This window comes from Heyndrickxia ginsengihumi, from assembly GCF_011008565.1.
GTDB lineage: Bacteria > Bacillota > Bacilli > Bacillales > Bacillaceae_C > Weizmannia > Weizmannia ginsengihumi.
The window spans coordinates 281,621-299,128 of the sequence record NZ_JAAIWK010000002.1 but is presented as its reverse complement, the minus strand read 5'-3'; the positions used below and the strand labels follow the sequence as shown (position 1 = coordinate 299,128).

At 34.7% G+C, this 17,508-nt stretch carries 17 protein-coding genes; 11 read left to right on the top strand and 6 right to left on the bottom strand.

The window, feature by feature from the left end; all coding sequences use genetic code 11:
- Window positions 1-343 precede the first annotated feature (343 nt).
- From G4D61_RS02925 to fumC, 5 genes are all read left to right on the top strand, one after another.
- A complete protein-coding gene (locus tag G4D61_RS02925; RefSeq protein WP_025727586.1) occupies window positions 344-1,063 on the top strand; it encodes a gamma-glutamyl-gamma-aminobutyrate hydrolase family protein in 720 nt (239 codons plus the stop codon).
- Window positions 1,060-2,022: a dipeptidase gene (locus G4D61_RS02920; protein WP_025727585.1), complete on the top strand. Its 963-nt coding sequence runs from the start codon at window positions 1,060-1,062 to the stop codon at window positions 2,020-2,022. Before G4D61_RS02925 ends, G4D61_RS02920 begins: the two co-directional genes overlap by 4 nt.
- Before the next feature lie 84 nt (window positions 2,023-2,106).
- Window positions 2,107-2,232, top strand: a complete 126-nt coding sequence (locus G4D61_RS02915; RefSeq protein WP_081749979.1) for a YjcZ family sporulation protein — start codon at window positions 2,107-2,109, stop codon at window positions 2,230-2,232.
- Between the two features lie 297 nt (window positions 2,233-2,529).
- Window positions 2,530-4,545, top strand: coding sequence for a transglycosylase domain-containing protein (locus tag G4D61_RS02910; protein WP_231473025.1), 2,016 nt, complete (start codon window positions 2,530-2,532; stop codon window positions 4,543-4,545).
- Window positions 4,546-4,971: 426 nt separating this feature from the next.
- Window positions 4,972-6,360 (top strand): class II fumarate hydratase, encoded by a 1,389-nt coding sequence (fumC, locus tag G4D61_RS02905; RefSeq protein WP_035355596.1) that lies wholly within the window; start codon window positions 4,972-4,974, stop codon window positions 6,358-6,360.
- An 84-nt stretch (window positions 6,361-6,444) separates the two neighbouring features.
- On the opposite strand, the gene G4D61_RS02900 is transcribed toward fumC, so the two are convergent.
- Window positions 6,445-6,645, bottom strand: coding sequence for an alpha/beta-type small acid-soluble spore protein (locus tag G4D61_RS02900; RefSeq protein WP_025727582.1), 201 nt, complete (start codon window positions 6,643-6,645; stop codon window positions 6,445-6,447).
- Window positions 6,646-6,917: 272 nt separating this feature from the next.
- Here G4D61_RS02900 and G4D61_RS02895 point away from each other — a divergent pair, with 272 nt between their 5' ends.
- A complete protein-coding gene (locus G4D61_RS02895; protein ID WP_025727581.1) occupies window positions 6,918-7,169 on the top strand; it encodes a hypothetical protein in 252 nt (83 codons plus the stop codon).
- A gap of 136 nt (window positions 7,170-7,305) precedes the next feature.
- Here G4D61_RS02895 and G4D61_RS02890 read toward each other — a convergent pair whose 3' ends face one another.
- The 4 genes from G4D61_RS02890 to G4D61_RS02875 form a co-directional block, all read right to left on the bottom strand.
- The gene (locus tag G4D61_RS02890) at window positions 7,306-8,400 is read right to left on the bottom strand and encodes an oligosaccharide ABC transporter ATP-binding protein MsmX (protein WP_025727580.1); all 1,095 of its coding nucleotides are present in this window, start codon (window positions 8,398-8,400) and stop codon (window positions 7,306-7,308) included.
- Window positions 8,401-8,506: 106 nt separating this feature from the next.
- A complete protein-coding gene (locus tag G4D61_RS02885) occupies window positions 8,507-9,418 on the bottom strand; it encodes a helix-turn-helix domain-containing protein (protein WP_025727579.1) in 912 nt (303 codons plus the stop codon).
- Between the two features lie 201 nt (window positions 9,419-9,619).
- The gene (locus tag G4D61_RS02880) at window positions 9,620-10,981 is read right to left on the bottom strand and encodes a spore coat-associated protein YheD (RefSeq protein WP_163173151.1); all 1,362 of its coding nucleotides are present in this window, start codon (window positions 10,979-10,981) and stop codon (window positions 9,620-9,622) included.
- A 50-nt stretch (window positions 10,982-11,031) separates the two neighbouring features.
- Window positions 11,032-12,102, bottom strand: coding sequence for a YheC/YheD family protein (locus tag G4D61_RS02875; protein ID WP_163173149.1), 1,071 nt, complete (start codon window positions 12,100-12,102; stop codon window positions 11,032-11,034).
- A 190-nt stretch (window positions 12,103-12,292) separates the two neighbouring features.
- On the opposite strand from G4D61_RS02875, the gene G4D61_RS02870 reads away from it, so the two are divergent.
- The 5 genes from G4D61_RS02870 to G4D61_RS02850 all read left to right on the top strand — a co-directional run bounded on the left by G4D61_RS02870 (window position 12,293) and on the right by G4D61_RS02850 (window position 16,484).
- The gene (locus G4D61_RS02870) at window positions 12,293-13,426 is read left to right on the top strand and encodes a DUF445 domain-containing protein (protein WP_163173147.1); all 1,134 of its coding nucleotides are present in this window, start codon (window positions 12,293-12,295) and stop codon (window positions 13,424-13,426) included.
- A 108-nt stretch (window positions 13,427-13,534) separates the two neighbouring features.
- Window positions 13,535-13,888 carry a YlbF/YmcA family competence regulator gene (locus tag G4D61_RS02865; RefSeq protein WP_025727575.1) on the top strand — a complete coding sequence of 118 codons (354 nt, stop codon included), beginning with the start codon at window positions 13,535-13,537 and terminating at the stop codon, window positions 13,886-13,888.
- Window positions 13,889-14,269: 381 nt separating this feature from the next.
- On the top strand, window positions 14,270-15,136 hold the full coding sequence (locus G4D61_RS02860) for a Cof-type HAD-IIB family hydrolase (RefSeq protein WP_025727574.1): 867 nt from the start codon (window positions 14,270-14,272) through the stop codon (window positions 15,134-15,136).
- Between the two features lie 363 nt (window positions 15,137-15,499).
- On the top strand, window positions 15,500-16,282 hold the full coding sequence (locus G4D61_RS02855) for an enoyl-CoA hydratase (RefSeq protein WP_025727573.1): 783 nt from the start codon (window positions 15,500-15,502) through the stop codon (window positions 16,280-16,282).
- 16 nt (window positions 16,283-16,298) lie between these two features.
- Window positions 16,299-16,484, top strand: a complete 186-nt coding sequence (locus G4D61_RS02850) for a YhzD family protein (protein ID WP_035355605.1) — start codon at window positions 16,299-16,301, stop codon at window positions 16,482-16,484.
- A gap of 124 nt (window positions 16,485-16,608) precedes the next feature.
- Here the strand turns inward: G4D61_RS02850 and G4D61_RS02845 are convergent, their stop codons facing one another.
- Window positions 16,609-17,337: a TerC family protein gene (locus tag G4D61_RS02845; RefSeq protein ID WP_025727571.1), complete on the bottom strand. Its 729-nt coding sequence runs from the start codon at window positions 17,335-17,337 to the stop codon at window positions 16,609-16,611.
- Window positions 17,338-17,508: the final 171 nt, after the last annotated feature.

Here is a 17,508-nt window from a genome sequence, read left to right as displayed (position 1 = left end):
AAACTTTGTTGTTTTTAAAAGGGAGTGGTTGATTTCCGCTCCAGGATGCTCGCTTTCCGCGGGCGGAAGCTGAGCCTCCTCGGCGCTTCACGCCTATGGGGTCTCATCGATTCCGCTCTACTTCTTAATGAACCGTTTAAATATATAGCATTTCTTTAAAAACAATAATTTTTTAGTGAAAATAAAAAATCATTCAGCAATATTTTACTATATAGTTTACAAAATTAAATCCTTTCGTGGAACTAGCATGTTTTTGAGCAAAAAACTTTTCAATATCTAGAAAAAGGTGGTGGGACGCTACAGTATTTCTCTTTTTTTTTGAGATATATTTTGTAGCAAATAAATGAAGCCTATTATTGGGATAACAAGCAGTGTGAAAAATGATTTAAAACATACGCTTGCAAATGATTATATCGAAGCCATTATTACAGCAGGCGGCATTCCGGTAATATTGCCCATTGGAATAGAAAAAGATATTGAAAATTTATTTTATAAAATAGATGGTCTTTTATTATCAGGTGGAGGTGATATTGATCCACTCTTATTTGGAGAAGAGCCGCATCCAAATTTGGGGGAGATTGAGCCTGGAAGAGACTCATTAGAAATGCTGCTTGTACAGCAGGCATTGAAATTGAATAAACCCGTTTTGGCAATTTGTCGAGGAGTGCAAATTTTAAATATAGCTGTTCATGGAGATATGTATCAAGATATTTACAGTCAAATTGAATCACCACTTATTCAACATAGCCAACATGCTGTTCGTCATCATCCATCTCATTATGTTGCTATTTCCCCTAACAGCTTACTTTATTCAATATTAAAAGAAACAAGAATTAAGGTTAACTCATTTCATCATCAAGCAGTTCGTAGTGTTCCGAAGCCGTTTATCATTTCAGCACGTTCAACAGATGGTATTATTGAAGCAATTGAAAGTACAAATCACACATTTGCATTAGGCGTTCAATGGCATCCAGAATGTTTAGCACATACTAATGAACAGACTTCTGTAAAAATATTCCGTTCTTTCGTTCATGCGTGTAAAAATAATGAGGTGGGAAAATGAAAGTTATTGATCTGCACTGCGACGCACTTTTAAAATTATCACAAGGGAATAAAACAGGGCGCTTTAAAAATGATCCTGAGATTGATACAAATCAAGAAAGATTAAATCAAGGACAAGTAAAAGTTCAATGTTTCGCAATTTTTATTGAACCGACTACCCATTCTGCTCAGATGTATTCAACTGTTTTAGAGCAAGTCAATTTATTTTATGAAGAAGTTCTAAATAAACAGGCAAATATGAAACACATTAAAACTTGGGAGGATTTGATCCATTTACGGCGAGATCAGATCGGGGCAATGCTGACACTTGAAGGAGTAGATGCCATTGGAAATGATATTGAAAAGCTGAAAACATTATACCATTTAGGTGTAAAATCCGTTGGGTTAACATGGAATCAAGCGAATTTGGCTGCAGATGGTGCAGGGGAGCCAAGAGGTGCAGGATTAACGGTCTTTGGGAAGGAAATTGTTCAATTAAACAATCAGTATAAAGTATTAACAGATGTCTCTCATTTAAGTGAACAAGGATTTTGGGATGTAATGGACTTGGCATACTATCCCATTGCCAGCCACTCAAATGCAAGAGCACTTTGTGACCATCAAAGGAATCTTACTGATTTGCAAGCAAAAGAAATGTTTGCAAAAGGAGGAAATGTTCATATTGTCTTTTATCCAGAGTTTATAAAAAAAGATGGAAATGCATCTATTCCAGATTTGATCAAACATATTGATCATTTTTGCTCTCTTGGCGGAGTTCATCAAATCGGTTTCGGTTCAGATTTTGACGGGATTGGGCGATATGTTTCTAATTTAGAAAATGCAGCGAAGTATCAAAATTTAATTGAAGAACTGTTAAAGCACTATTCAGAAGATCAAGTTAAAGGATTTGCTTATAACAATTTTCTACAATATTTAAAGAGACATCAATTAATTGAAACAGAAAGTGAAATGTGTGAATGAACAGAAAGAATGTCCAAACCTTCATTTAAAGCTTGAATAAACTATCATTGTAATACGAGTTTTAAATGGTGGAGGTGAATTTCTATGTTCTTCGGAGGATGCGGTTACGGCGGCTACAGTTATGGAGGCGGCGGTTATGGAAGCAGCTTTGTTCTCATCGTCGTATTGTTTATTTTACTCATTATCGTTGGTGCTTCATATGCTTTTTAATGGCTGAAGATTGATGAAGAAGGTTTGATATCACAAAAGTCTCAATAGAAATCATATTTCTATTGAGATGTGATGTCAGGCCTTTTTTTATGAGAAAAATGGGGAAACATACATAGTATACGGTTGTCATTGATTTTTATAGACATTCATACTATTCTTTGCTTAGAATGTTTTTAGCAAATAAATAAAATTGAACGTTCGAAATAGAGATTTATTCATCATAAGACTATGAAGGCAGGGAAAACTGTGGATAGACTGAAGCCATTTTGGAATGTAATAAAAGAATACTGGAAAAAAATGCATATGACACAAATCGTCATATTGTTAGTTTCATTCGCTTTTCTAGCCTTTTTAGCATTCTTTGCTTATTATGCAAAAAGTGCGAATGTAGGTCAGCTAAAAAAGGGATTAGAGCAATCAACGATTATATATGATAAAGATGGTGATGTTGCTAGTAAAGTTTCTGCGAATCGGGCAGAAGGTGTTTCGATAAAAAAAATGCCGAGCAATTTACAAAATGCTATTGTAGCAATTGAAGATCACCGTTTTTACAAGCATCACGGTTTTGATATTATTGGCACAGCAAGCGCGCTATTGAAAGATTTAATTCCTGGGGGAGTAACTGCAGGTGGAAGTACAATCACACAGCAATTGACAAAAAATGCTTATCTTTCTCCTGAACGAACGTTAAAAAGGAAAATCCAGGAACTGTTTTTAGCAATTGAAATAGAAAAACATTATACAAAGAAAGAAATATTAGAGATGTATTTAAATCAAGTGTATTTTGGTGAAGGTGCGTGGGGAGTTCAGAAAGCTGCCAATAAATATTTCGGAAAAGATGTACAAGATCTTGACTTATCTGAATCAGCAACATTGGCAGGACTAGTAAACGCCCCAAATGCATTAGATCCATATAATCATTATGATAGGGCAATTGCACGCAGAAATATTGTCTTAGGCGCAATGAAACAATATGGGATGATTTCAAAGCAGCAATATGATGCGGCAGTAAAGGAGAAACTGTCATTAAAAGATAAGAAGACAGATGATTTAAAGGAAAAATATCCATATTATGTAGATGCTGTATTAGACGAAGCAATTGATCGTTACGGCCTTACACAAGAAGATATTTTGACGAGAGGATATAAAATATACACAGAGATGGATCAAAATATTCAATCGGCCCTGCAGAATGTGTATCAACGTGGGGATTTATTTCCATCGGGGACGGCCGATCAAATCATTCAAAGCGGTAGTATTTTAGTTGATCCTAGTTCTGGAGGAGTTCGGGCACTTGTTGGCGGAAGGGGAGAAAAAGTTTTCCGAGGATTTAACAGGGCCACGCAATTAAGGAGACAGCCTGGTTCTATTATGAAGCCAATTACTGTTTATGCACCTGCCCTAGAAGAAGGTTATAAACCTACATCGATATTAGAAGATAAAGAGACAACATTTAAAGGCGGTTATTCTCCAAAAAACTATAATGGACAATATTTAGGAGAAGTTCCGATGTATGTTGCCGTTGAAAAATCATTAAATCTGCCAGCTGTTTGGCTTCTGAATAAAATTGGGATCGATAAAGGAATGGAATCAGCGGAGAAATTTGGAATTACCCTTGATGAAAAGAAAGATAAGCAATTAGGGATCGCACTTGGAAACATTCAAAAGGGGGTATCACCTGAAGAAATGGCACAGGCGTATACAACTTTTGCGAATAACGGTGAACGATCGGAAGCACATATAATTAAGAAGATTGTTGGACCAACTGGCAAAGTCATTGCGGAACATAAAGACAAAAAAGTTAGAGTGACTTCGAAAAAAGTTGCTAAAGAAATGAATTCAATGTTGTTAAATGTCGTGGAATCAGGAACAGGTAAAGGTGTGAGCGTTCCTGGTTATCAAATTGCAGGAAAAACAGGATCAACCCAAGTATCTTTTACAAATAATGGAACAATGGATCAATGGTTTGTCGGATATACACCAAATTTAGTGGGAGTTGTTTGGATGGGATACGATCAAACGGACCGCAACCATTATTTATACGGATTAAGTGAGCAAGGGGTCGTACCAGTATTTAATGCAGTTATGAATGCGACATTAAAATATACAAAGGCCGGTGATTTTGGAGTTGAATCGATTAATAAACAACAAGAAAATAACGGTCTACAGATTCAAGATAAATTTCAAAATATTGATGATCAACTAAAAGAGCAAGCTAATAAGTTAAAAGAAACAGTAGATTCTCATAAAGGGGAATTGCAAAATATCGGTGAACGCATTAAAGAAAAATTAAAAGATATACTTGGACATTAATCATTTATTGGGCTGTCTTTAAAGAGACAGCCCATAGTGTTGACAAGAGGCTGGGACAGACCTCAAAAGTGGTTAGCTAAAGTCGAACATTGTACCAATCATCTCCGAAAATTTACGTAGACTCTGCGGGGTAGGCTCACCAGCCACCTGCGGAAAGCGAGTGATATTCGTAGCAAGGTTGGAGGGCAATATTCGGGTTTTCTTCAGTTAAGATACTTTTGTCCCAGCCTCTTGTCCTGTTTTTTATTCTGTGCTTATACTGTGCTTATACTGAATATGTTATCAGCATCCTATCATGTTGGGATAAGATTTCTATTTTGACGTTTGCTTAAAAGCTAAAGTTTTCCTTTGTCTTTTTTTGTAGTAAAATAAACTTGCAATATAAAAAAATAAAATAATTGTAAGCACTATCAGGGAGGGGACACTGTGGAATATCGTATTGAAAAAGATACTCTAGGAGAAATGAAAGTACCGGTTGATAAATATTGGGGCGCTCAAACACAACGTAGTAAAGAGAATTTCCCAATTGGCGGAGAAAAAATGCCTCTTGAAGTGATAAAAGCATTTGCCCACTTGAAAAAAGCTGCAGCAATTAGCAATAATAAACTTGGAAAATTGTCAGATGCCAAAAAAGAAGCAATTGTCCAAGCATGTGAAGAGGTGCTAGAAGGAAAATTTGATGATCATTTTCCGCTTGTTGTCTGGCAAACTGGAAGTGGCACTCAATCAAACATGAATGTAAATGAAGTTGTAGCAAGAAGAGCAAATGAAATATTGACGACAAAAAATATTGAAGAAAAGATCCATCCAAATGATCACATCAATATGTCACAAAGTTCAAATGATACTTTTCCAACAGCTATGCATATTGCGGCTTATCATGAAATTCAAACACGACTATTGCCACCGTTAACACAGTTGAAAAATACGTTAAAAGAAAAAGAACAAGCCTATATGAAAATCATTAAAATTGGACGAACACATCTTCAAGATGCGACGCCGCTCACATTGGGACAAGAAATTAGTGGATGGCGTGCGATGCTTGAAAAGAGTGAACAAATGATTAATGAAAGCGCTGAACACATTTTAAATTTAGCAATTGGCGGAACTGCTGTTGGAACAGGTATCAACGCAGATCCTACTTTTGGTGATAAAGTAGCAGAAGAATTAACGAAACAAACTGGATATTCGTTTAAGTCTTCAGATAATAAATTTCATGCATTAACAAGCCATGATGAAATCGTTTTTGCACATGGTGCACTTAAAGGACTTGCTGCAGATTTAATGAAAATTGCGAATGATGTTCGTTGGTTGGCAAGTGGTCCAAGAAGCGGCATTGGAGAAATTTCAATTCCTGCTAATGAGCCAGGTAGCTCAATTATGCCAGGTAAAGTGAATCCGACTCAATGTGAAGCAATAACAATGGTTGCATCACAAATTTTTGGAAATGATGCGACAATCGGTTTTGCAGCAAGTCAAGGCAACTTTGAATTAAATGTTTTCAAACCAGTTATTATTTATAATTTCTTACAGTCCGTTCATTTACTTGGAGACGCGATGAAATCATTTGATGAAAGATGTGTCCGAGGTATTGAACCAAATGTTGAGACAATTGAAGAAAATGTAAACCGTTCATTAATGCTTGTCACAGCTTTAAATCCGCATATTGGATATGAAAAAGCAGCAGAAATCGCCAAATTAGCATTTAAAGATGGTTCAACATTAAAAGAAGCTGCAATTAAAACAGGCTATGTAACAGAAGAACAATATGATCAATGGATTGTTCCTGCTCAGATGGTTAATTTATCAAAATAATGTTTTAAAACGAAAGAGAAGGGAGACAAGAAATTGTCTCCCTTCATATCCATATTTATGAAATTTTTTAACTTATACTTTTAATTAATGGATAGATCCACCAAGTTGTTGTTCAGCCATTTGCACTAAACGTTTTGTAATTTCTCCTCCAACAGAACCGTTTGCGCGAGAAGTAGTATCTGCTCCAAGATTTACACCAAATTCTTGTGCAATTTCATATTTCATTTGATCAAGTGCTTGTTCTGCTCCAGATACTAGTAATTGGTTAGAATTATTGTCTGCCATAATTCTTTCATCTCCTCATTTATATTTTTTGGTTGGGTTAGCTGGAATTGCACCAGCAAACAAACAATAGTTTGTTACCATCTTGGTTAACCCAGTAATTATTGTATTTATTTTGCTGTTTGTATTATCTAGTATGTTTTTTTTTTGGCTGTTCATTCATTTTTTTTGTCTGGAAAAAAGTAGTAATATCATAAAATGTTCTTGAATGTTCCGTATAGTATTTTGTATTTTTCACATCCTTTAAAAGAAGTATTCAAGAAGGATGATGAATCATGATCGGATGTTCAGTATGTAATGGAATTGAAGAAATTCAAGTAGTCTGCCCCCATTGTGGAAGTATGCTACTTGATGAAGGTAAAATATATGATTTCTATGATGACTATAGTGCATATATGGATATTGATTTACTTAAATTAGAAGATGGAGATTTGCTGAGCTCAAAAAAAGCCGAATGTATGCATCTTCTCGTTTGTAAACAATGTCAGAAAGAAATTGAACAGAAAATCCCATATCGTATTTTTTAAAAACGTGCTTGGAAAATGAGTATTGAGAATGCTGTTCATGAAAGTATTTGAATGAGAAGTTTCATACATTTAAATGAAAGAGGATTAGAATCCCAAAACATTCATTAAGGGAGTATCTAATCCTCTAAAAGGTATATTAGCCAATTTTTTCTTCTGTTTCGGCGTCAAAGAAGTGAGCTTTATTCATATCAAATCCAAGTGTAATCTTATCCCCAGGATGTACAACTGTCCGAGAATCAATTCTTGAAACAAATTCTTGATCATTAATTTTAGTGTAGAGCATAGTCTCTGCTCCAGTCAGTTCTGACACTTCAATCGTAGCTTCAATACTTGAACCAGGGGAAGCGTCAATAAAAATTGGTTCATCATGAATATCTTCAGGACGGATGCCAAGTACTACTTTTTTTCCAATATAATGTTTAATTTGTTTCATTTTACCTTCAGGAATTTCGAGTTTTAAATCATCTGAAATTGTAAGTGCTCCTTCATTTAAAGTACCTTTAAAGAAGTTCATTGCTGGTGAACCAATAAAGCTGGCGACAAATAAGTTTGCTGGAGCATCGTATACTTCTCGTGGGGTGCCCACTTGCTGAATAACTCCGTCTTTCATGACAACAATTCTTGATGCCATTGTCATTGCCTCAGTTTGATCATGAGTGACATAGATTGTCGTAGTCTGTAAACGTTGATGCAATCTAATAATTTCAGCCCTCATTTGTACACGCAGTTTTGCGTCCAAATTAGATAATGGCTCATCCATTAAAAACACTTTTGCATCCCTAACAATTGCGCGTCCTAAAGCAACACGCTGCCGTTGTCCGCCAGACAATGCTTTTGGTTTTCTTTTTAAATAAGGTTCTAGTCCAAGAATTTTTGCAGCTTCTGTTACACGTTTTTCAATTTCTTGTTTTGGTACTTTTCGTAATTTCAGTCCAAAGGCCATATTGTCAAAGACAGTCATATGTGGATAAAGGGCGTAGTTTTGGAAAACCATTGCAATATCACGGTCTTTAGGGGCCACATCATTTACACGTTTCCCATCCATTAAAAAATCGCCTTTTGAGATTTCTTCTAATCCAGCTATCATTCGCAAGGTTGTTGATTTTCCACAGCCGGATGGACCGACGAATACGATAAACTCCTTATCTTGAATGTGGAGATTAAAATCCGAAACTGCTGTTACTTTGTTATCATAGATTTTATAAATATGTTCTAATGCTAAATCTGTCATAATCAATAGCCCCCCTTCAAATGTTAAATTCATTTTAGTGAAAACCCTTACATTTTTAAATGGCAAATGTGCACAAAAATTAATGAATAATCTTTTGGCACATTGCCTAGTTCTCATCTATATATTCAAAATCTAGACATGCATAATAGGCAAACATTGCATCAGTGAACATTTTTAAATTTAAATTTGTTTTTTCTTCAAATTTTTCAATCCGATATTGCAAGGAATTTCGATGAATAAATAGTTGCTTAGAAGTTAAACTCGTATTCGTATAATTTTCAAGATATTTTTTTACCGTTTTCCATAACTCACGGTCATCACGAAACACATCAAAGATGCTCATAAATAACTGTTTCCGGATTTCAATAGGTAATGTATGTATAAGATAGACGGGAAGTATGTTTTTAAGTGTAAAAAGCAATGATGCCGAAATATGCGAGCGTGCAAATTGAAATAGTTTTTGTTCATATTGAAAGAAATTCTTTAATTTATATACGTTTTTAAATTCGCCAATATATAATGAAATTGGGACATAAAAATCGTTTTCAAAGGCAAGCAAGGACGCATGGAAATCATCTTCTGTTGTATTTAGTTGCTGCTTTTCCTCAACAATAAAACCATGATAGTCATTTAAAAAAATTACGGTGACATCAAAAGCAAACATATTTTTTAACGCTTCTTTTAAGTCCTGTGTATTGATTCCCTTTTTTGAAACGGCGAACTGAATAATACGGAATACACCATTTTCAATGGAAGCTGGCATTTTTGCTTCTTTTTCATTGTTTAATAAAAAGTCGTACCACCGTTTTTCTTGGTACGTATCGTTTAACGTAGTTTCCTCATGAAAAGTGGGGAAAAGTGACTTTAATAGTTCTGTTTCTTCCGGTGTTAGATCCTCTATAGGAATACCAATATATTGCTGTCCATCTTCCAACCAAAAGCAAATAGTTCCTTTTGTCTGAATAGGAGTTTTGGATGTATATGCAGTTGGATAATGTTCTAATAAGCGATTAATCATTGCTTCTCCCTCGTTCTTCTTTTATGCCTTTTTCAGTGCTCTATTTATGTAAGGTTATTTATGGATAGAAATGCGGTTTATGATATGTAAGATAAAAATGAACTACTTACTACATTGAGTTCTATATAAGAATATTTTATATAAAATGAATCTTATTTCCAATCATTCTCCCTCCAAAAAGAGAATGAAGATAGGAGGGAGCTATGAGAATAGTGTTTGAGGCGATTCAAATTGTTTTACGGTTAAATAAATAGCAAAGGAAAGTGACATTTTCCTTGTTAAAAGTTCAAAGTCTCTCATATAAGGATGGGCAAAAATGTGACGACCGGGTTTTGAGTTAGCTTCAAACAACCATATTTTATTTTCCTTATCTATTCCTAGATCAAAGCCAATTTCACCGACAATACCTTCAACATGTTCTTCAATAGATTGGGCGAGTTCTAATGCTGTTTGTTCTAACATCTCTTTTATTTCCATCCGCATCTCTGTATCAAAAAACAGCTCTTCTAATGTTTTAACTTCTCCACCGGCCTTTATGTGGGTTGTAGGACTTCCAATACCTGCAACTTTTGCTGCTATTGCGCTTACCTTCCAATCCCCATTTATATCTTTATTTGTATGAACACGAAAATCAATGGAACGTTTATCTTCTCTCATAAGCTTTATTCCTTGCTGAATCATTAGTTGACTTCGTTGCTTTTTTGCAAAAACATGATTCATTAATGCTTCTAAACTAGTGAACCTTAATAAGTGGTTTTTCCCATCGTGATATCGACAGTAATATGCGTTTGTATTACGGTCATAAATAATTTGGTGGACACCAATACCTAGACTTCCATTAATGGGCTTAATATACACATGGCCGTATGTTGCTAGCATCTGTTCAATCTGGTGATTTGAAGTGAGTAAATGGGTCTCTGGTAAATATTTTTCAATTTTTTCATCCTGAAATAATCGCTCATGTACTTCAAGTTTATTAAAAAAGCCAGGGTTATACCAAGGAATTAAATACTCTTTTTCCAATTTTTCTTTCACTTTTCGCGACTGATGCTGCATTTCACTTTTTCGATTTGGAAGACGGTCGTAAATGACATTTGGAAAAGGAATGTTAATCTTTTCCCATTTTCCATTTTGATAGAAAAATCCTGCAATAAGTCCAGAATCCCAATCAATATGTTGTTCACCAAAAAGGAAGGGAACGACACCAATTGATGATTGAACAGATAAAAGTCTTGCAAACGTATTAGATCTTTCACCAATTGGATGAACTTGATAAGGGGTAAATCCAGATGAAAAAATCCCTACTAAAGGCCCAAGAATCATTAATTGTTCATGTTGGAAGAGATAAATTGATTTAATAAATGTCGGCATATAAAGAGAATTTGCTAAGCCTTTACTTATCGATAATACATTACTTTCATTCGGATGAGGTTCAGCTTTTACTTCCACAATTGTCGATCCAAAGCCAATTTTTTTTATTGAGTCGGATAGTGAAAGTGACGCGGGATAATAAAGAATATGGCTCTCTTCATCAAAAAAATCTATTTTATATTTTTTTGCCATGTTCATAACACCTCATTTGAAATGGCGGAAAAATGACCGCCAGATTATTTCTATATTAAACCGTTCTTGCTAGTTGAAAGAAATTGACAATAAGCTAAAGGGGCTTCAATGAGTTGTTCTAATCTATTCGTTTCTATCTTGTCAGCGGAAATCATTTTAGGCTTGGAGTTTATATCAATAATCCAAATCGATTGATCATTTGCGAGAATTATATCTACCTCTAATTCGAATAGCGGGTGAAATGTCTGCTCTAATTGTTTAGGAAGCTGAGCTATAATTTCGTCAATTTCGTTTTCTATATAAGTTACATTAAAATGAGGAAATTGTTTTTTTAACCCTTCATATGTGTAGATGTTTTCGGAAGTATTCGTAAGTAATCCATTTTTATCCCCGACTCGAATTTTTCTTGTAACTTCATGCCAGTTGCCAGCATGATCTTTTTGAAGTAACATACGCAGTGCATATGGTTGATTGTTTTTGTTTACATTATTTAATTTCCTCTGCATTAAATAAATATGTTTTCTAAGTATGATTTCGAGCCATTGTTTACAATCAGCCACTGACTCAAAAGATTTTGCCACAACTTTTTCTGCTCTTGTTGTTTTAACCAACACATTATTTTCGATTTGTTCAATTGAGTATATCGCAGACCGATTACCATCAATAGGTTTCAAGATAATAGGGTGATCTGCTGAAAGTTTCGAAATAATTTTTTCAGGTAAGGATGCTTTTGTTGTTTCAACTAAGTAAGGAGAGATGAGCGGATTGTTTTTTAACTCTTCATAAAGCACCCACTTATTCGGTAATCCATATCCTAAAAATGTTGTATCAGAGCGTGATTTAAGCCAGGAGACAACCCTTTTTGCATTTTTAGATTTACTGTCCTCTTCATAGATACATCGATCATATAGGTAAAGAGGTAATGAAAATTCGCTCTGTTTCCATTCGTTTATATCAGAATGGAAACAATAACCTTCTACTTTATGAGATGCTGGAACGATATTTAGCGGGGAAAATAAAAACAGTTCTATATCGTATTTACGTGCACGTTTGCCAATTTCATGAAAAAATTCTTGTTGAGTTTGTGGATCCAGTGTAAGGATACCTAGTTTAGTGGACATAATAATAGCTCCTTTCTTTTATATGTAAACAAAATCGTACTAGTTATAGAAGATATCTTTTAAGAAAAAATTGGAACCTTTTTGACTTGAATGGGCTTTTGCTGATATCGTATGATTGGTACGACAAATTGGTTCATTATAATTTAAATTATTTTTTAAAGCTCGTTAAGTAGATAGGATGGATGGTTTTATGCATGCATTTTTAGAAGTAGTATTTATGGTTGTTATAGGCGCAATCATTGGTGGATTTACAAATTATTTAGCGATTAAAATGCTGTTTTTTCCACGTGAGGCTAAATATATCGGCAAATGGAGACTTCCTTTTACTCCAGGATTGATTCCAAAAAGGCGGCATGAAATTGCGAAACAATTAGGCAAGCTTGTTGTTGAGCATCTAGTGACTCCGAAGAGTATTGAAAAGAAATTACTCACTTCCCAGTTTCGTAATGAGTTAAGTCAATGGCTTATTGAGCGCTTTGTCATGTGGATGAATGCTGAATGGACAATCAAGTATGTGTGTGAATTTTTAAAAATCCATGTGCATGAGTCAATCGTAAGTACATGGATTGGGGAGAATGTGGATAAACATTATATTCGGATAAAGCAAAAAATAATGAGTCGCACACTTCAAGAAATTTTTCCTAATCGTTTAATGGGAGAGATTGATGAGAAGATCCCAATGTTAACAGATCGTATTACACAAAAAATGTGTGAGTATATTGGAAGTCATGAAGGTGCTGAAAAAATTGAACAAATGGTGGATCGTTTTTTAGATGATAAAGGAATGCTTGGCTCGATGTTAAAGAGCCTCCTTGGTAATATTTCGCTTGCTGAAAAAATTCAACCAAAGCTTATTCATGCTTTAAATGGAGAAGAAGCGCGCGAAACGATTTCGCAAATGCTTGAAAAAGAATGGAATCATCTTAAAAATCAGCCGCTCCAAGAAGTATTGCCGGTATTACCAGATGAAGAAATAGCGTTATGGATTCGTGATAATCTAGCGGAAATAGTAAATGAAATCAATATTTTAAATACACCCCTTCAGTCTTTTGTTGGGCAGCATCAAAAACAAATCATTGACGAAGTGATTCCTCATTTATCTGAGAAGATGATTCGTTTATTGGCAAACCAAGTACAAGCTATTGTTAGTAAACTGCAAATTGCAGAATTAGTGCAGCATGAGGTTGAGTCCTTTCCAATCCAGCGTGTTGAGTCGCTAATCCTTAGTATTACTTCCAATGAGTTTAAGATGATTACATATTTAGGAGCGATTTTGGGCGGGGTAATAGGTCTATTTCAAGGGATTATAGCCTTATTGTTTTAAAAATTGCATGTTAAACATTTCATTCCATATATTGTTATAGTAGTATGGGAGAGTAACTAAAAAATTTAGCTGAAATGCACGCTTATATAAGCGACAGGAGGAATTGTATTGGCAAATAGTTTAATTGATTATGCACAGGAATTAGAAAAGGCACTACGAAACAGTGAGGACTATAAAGCATTAACAACAAGTTATCAAACTGTTCTACAAAATAATGAGGCAAAATCTTTATTTGAGCAATTTCGCGATTTACAGCTTCAACTTCAGCAGAAACAAATGACCGGGCAGCAAATTACTGAAGAAGAAGCAAAAAAAGCACAGGAGACTGCCTTATTAGTACAGCAAAATCCTTATATCGTTCAATTAATGACAGCAGAACAACGTATGAGTGATACAATCAATCAATTGAATAAAATCATCTTAAAACCATTAGATGACCTTTATGGAATGGTTGATAAATAGCAGATGGTATTACTTCCAACTCCTCAAAGGAGTTGAGAATAAAAACTGTCTCAGACTGCTGACAAACTTATGTTTTTAAGTTTGTCAGCAGTCTTTTTATTTTAAATAAGGTGGCAGCCCCCAAGAATAATTTAAACTTATTGAATTTGTTAATGAAGTAAAAGGGGAAGAATGTCAACGGGAGACCTTGTAAGTGCCTAAGACAAGGAGGCTCCTCGACCGCCCGCGGAAAGCGACGTACTAGTACATAAAGACTATTACTAAAAAGATGAAACTGTATCTCGTTGGATGTTCTAATCTGTGAATTTTCTTCATACATCTATAAAAAGAATAAGCCATGAGATCATTGCTTATTTGGCATCATGAGAAGGAGGAACATCCATGATTTATAAAATGTTAGCCTTAAATATTGAAGGAACATTACTTCAAGATAACGGGCGATTGAACAAGTCGACAAAAGAAGCGATTGAATACGCTAATGATAAGGGAATTGCCGTAACATTAATTACATCTAAAAACTTTTCGGCAGCCAATCGAATAGCTAAAATATTGAAATTGAATACGTATTTAGTAACGTTGCAAGGGGCCTTTATTGCAAGCCAATTAGAAAAACCGATTTTTGTTAGGAAAATTAACGAAGATGTTACGAATGATTTAGTGCGTTTTCTCGAAAGTTATCCTGCTCAAATACGTCTCGTTTCAGAAAGATTTACACTTTCTAATAAACTGAATTTGCCTAATCATTTAATCGGTAGAGTTCTTTATCAAACAACCCACTCATTTTCCTATTCCGAACAATTTGTTGATTCCTTGAGCGAAAAGCTTGGCCAAAATCCAATTGCACCATCAAAAGTGGAAGTTAAATTTATAAATGAAAAAGATTTGCAAGAAGCAAAAAAGGCCATTAATAATATGTTTTCTGAAATAGATTGTATCATTTGTGATGACGGAACACTTGATATTGTTCCAGCAGGAATCTCGAAATTACGAGGATTGTTATATGTATGTGATCGTTTAAACATTCGCCGCGAAGAAGTAGTAGTGATTGGTTCTAGCGTTGATGAGATACCGTTAATTGAATGGGCAGGGCTTGGAGTTGCAATGGGCAATGCTTCCAATAAAGTGAAAAATGCGGCAGATTGGATTACACGTTCTAATAATGAGAATGGTGTAGCGTATATGGTAAAAGAACATTTTCGCAAACAGCAGCCATTAGACTTTTTAAAAAAGATTCGGTTTATTAAATAAATCGCAGCGCTAAATAAGTTATGATGCTTTTTAATTAAAAGTATATATATTATCTGCACTGTTGAATAAGCGAACTAGCATAAAAGGGCTGTCTCAACATACATTATCACGTATTCCTCCTTATCAAGCTCAATGAATGTCGTTTTGGGGAAATGGTGAATGAGTAAATGATTTAATCGAGACAGCTTTTTTAAATGATGATCATCTCTACATCTGTATCATTTTAACCTGTTTAAATTAACATACCTTTAAAGCTACATAAATCGCCAATATATGATAATTTTCTTTTTTTATGGAAAAGTCGGGAATTTTCAGTTATTCTATAATAGTAAGATTAAAATAAATGAAGGAGTGGCATATTCGGTGGTTTCGCGGTTTGAAACATTACAATTTGAAGTGAAAAATGAGGTTGTCTACCTGTATTTTAACCGGCCAGAGTCTTTAAATGCAGTAAACATGAAAATGGTGCATGAATTATCAGATGTTTTGAAAACGATTACTTTAGATGAGACGATAAAAATCGTTGTTGTTTCAGGACTTGGTAATGCTTTTTCAGCTGGTGGAGATATTAAAGAAATGCTTTCATTGCATGGAGAAAATGTATTTACAAAATATATGGAACAAATAAATGAAGCTGTCAATACATTAACGAATTTACCAAAATTAACGATTGCAGCAATAAAAGGTCCTGCAACAGGATTAGGATTAAGTCTAGCACTTGCGGCTGATTATATTATTAGTGATGTAAATAGTAAACTTGCCATGAATTTTATTGGTATTGGACTAGTTCCAGATGGCGGTGGACATTATTTATTACAGCGTCGGGTTGGACAAGAAAAAGCCAAAAAATTGATATGGGAAGGAAATATACTTTCTCCTAGCGAGGCACTAGAAATAGGATTAATTGACGAGCTTTCACAAGAAATTGAACAATCGGTTGAAGATAAAATTTCAAATTGGAAAACTAAACCACTCCTTGCGATGATTAAAACGAAAAAAATATATTCTGAATTAAATCGTCCGATTTTTAATAAATCGTTGGAGTTAGAAAAACGCGCACAATGGAAAATGAGACAAACGAAGGATCACTATGAAGGAATTCAAGCGTTTGTGGAAAAACGCCAGCCATATTTTATTGGTGAATAAGAAAGGCGGGATTTAGATGCCAATTTATTATTTAACAGCATTTGAATCTTCAGGGGAAAAGATCATAGATGAACAAATTGATGCCGTAAATGATCAAGAAGCAAAGCTTAAAGGCGAAGAAATATTGCTGAAAAAAGGTGGATGTGAAAAATCACATCGATTAACATCTCCTCAAGGTGCATTAATTTTATTTCATCGATAAAGAAAAGGTCAGACAAAATTGTCTGACCTTTTATGTTGTGCGCCTGGCATGGGTGTAAGTCACGGCATAGATGGAATGTCCGTAGAGGGAGGGGGATAGTCCCTCTTACTTACTTTCCCTAACCTTAATTGGCATGTTGTAATTTTTGTTTTTCCGATGTTTTTTTATTCATGTAATAACCAAGTGCTAGGACGAAAATCGTAATAATTGCTGAAATGATATAAGTAATTAGGCCATGTGAAAGATTTAAAAGATCTAGTAAATGTTCGTCCTTTAACAACATTTCTCCGGCAGTCCATGCTAAAATACCTGAACCAATATAAGAGATCCAATTGTATTTATTCATTAAACCGACGATCAATTTTGAACCGAAAATCATCACTGGAATGCTGATTGCAACACCAAGGGCAATCATACCGATATGTCCGTTCGCGGCACCGGCTAATGCGACGACATTATCAAGGCTCATAACAGCATCCGCAACGATAATTGTGCCGATAGCTTTCAATATTCCGTTAGAAGATTGAATATGGACTTCTTCGTCTCCTCCAACCAACACTTTGTAAGCGATCCATAAAAGTAAAAGACCACCGATAATATTGACAAAAGGAACTTTTAAAAGTGCAACAATGACAATTGCCAGTATAATTCTTAAAATAACTGCGCCTGCAGTACCCCAAAAGATTGCTCTATTTTGTTGATCTTTTTGCAGTTTTCTTGTTGCCATTGCTATGACGACAGCGTTATCACCAGATAAGATAATATCAATTAAAATAATTTTTAAAAGAGCGATTGCGGCACCAGTCGAGATGGCTAGTCCTAATGGAAAAATGGATCCGAACAACAGCTTCATTCCTTTCAATATACACTTTGCGTTCTTAATACAAGTTCATATGACCTATATAAAAATAGTAACATATTTTTTTCTAAAAAGTAATCAATTGTTTTTAATAATTTTATCCAGTGAAATAAGTATAGGGATACCTTTATATGTAAAAGAATTATAGATATTTGAATTACTGTA

What these genes read in the sequence shown, in the direction of transcription:
- G4D61_RS02875 (WP_163173149.1), bottom strand. Translation starts at nt 12,102, where the DNA reads ATGTCCACTAAACTAGGTATCCTTACACTGGATCCACAAACTCAACAA.
- G4D61_RS02890 (WP_025727580.1), bottom strand. Translation starts at nt 8,400, where the DNA reads ATGACAGATTTAGCATTAGAACATATTTATAAAATCTATGATAACAAA.
- G4D61_RS02910 (WP_231473025.1), top strand. Translation starts at nt 2,530, where the DNA reads ATGCATATGACACAAATCGTCATATTGTTAGTTTCATTCGCTTTTCTA.
- G4D61_RS02915 (WP_081749979.1), top strand. Translation starts at nt 2,107, where the DNA reads ATGTTCTTCGGAGGATGCGGTTACGGCGGCTACAGTTATGGAGGCGGC.
- G4D61_RS02925 (WP_025727586.1), top strand. Translation starts at nt 344, where the DNA reads ATGAAGCCTATTATTGGGATAACAAGCAGTGTGAAAAATGATTTAAAA.
- G4D61_RS02895 (WP_025727581.1), top strand. Translation starts at nt 6,918, where the DNA reads ATGATCGGATGTTCAGTATGTAATGGAATTGAAGAAATTCAAGTAGTC.
- G4D61_RS02885 (WP_025727579.1), bottom strand. Translation starts at nt 9,418, where the DNA reads ATGATTAATCGCTTATTAGAACATTATCCAACTGCATATACATCCAAA.
- G4D61_RS02880 (WP_163173151.1), bottom strand. Translation starts at nt 10,981, where the DNA reads ATGGCAAAAAAATATAAAATAGATTTTTTTGATGAAGAGAGCCATATT.
- G4D61_RS02850 (WP_035355605.1), top strand. Translation starts at nt 16,299, where the DNA reads ATGCCAATTTATTATTTAACAGCATTTGAATCTTCAGGGGAAAAGATC.
- G4D61_RS02920 (WP_025727585.1), top strand. Translation starts at nt 1,060, where the DNA reads ATGAAAGTTATTGATCTGCACTGCGACGCACTTTTAAAATTATCACAA.
- G4D61_RS02860 (WP_025727574.1), top strand. Translation starts at nt 14,270, where the DNA reads ATGATTTATAAAATGTTAGCCTTAAATATTGAAGGAACATTACTTCAA.
- G4D61_RS02900 (WP_025727582.1), bottom strand. Translation starts at nt 6,645, where the DNA reads ATGGCAGACAATAATTCTAACCAATTACTAGTATCTGGAGCAGAACAA.
- G4D61_RS02870 (WP_163173147.1), top strand. Translation starts at nt 12,293, where the DNA reads ATGCATGCATTTTTAGAAGTAGTATTTATGGTTGTTATAGGCGCAATC.
- G4D61_RS02845 (WP_025727571.1), bottom strand. Translation starts at nt 17,337, where the DNA reads ATGAAGCTGTTGTTCGGATCCATTTTTCCATTAGGACTAGCCATCTCG.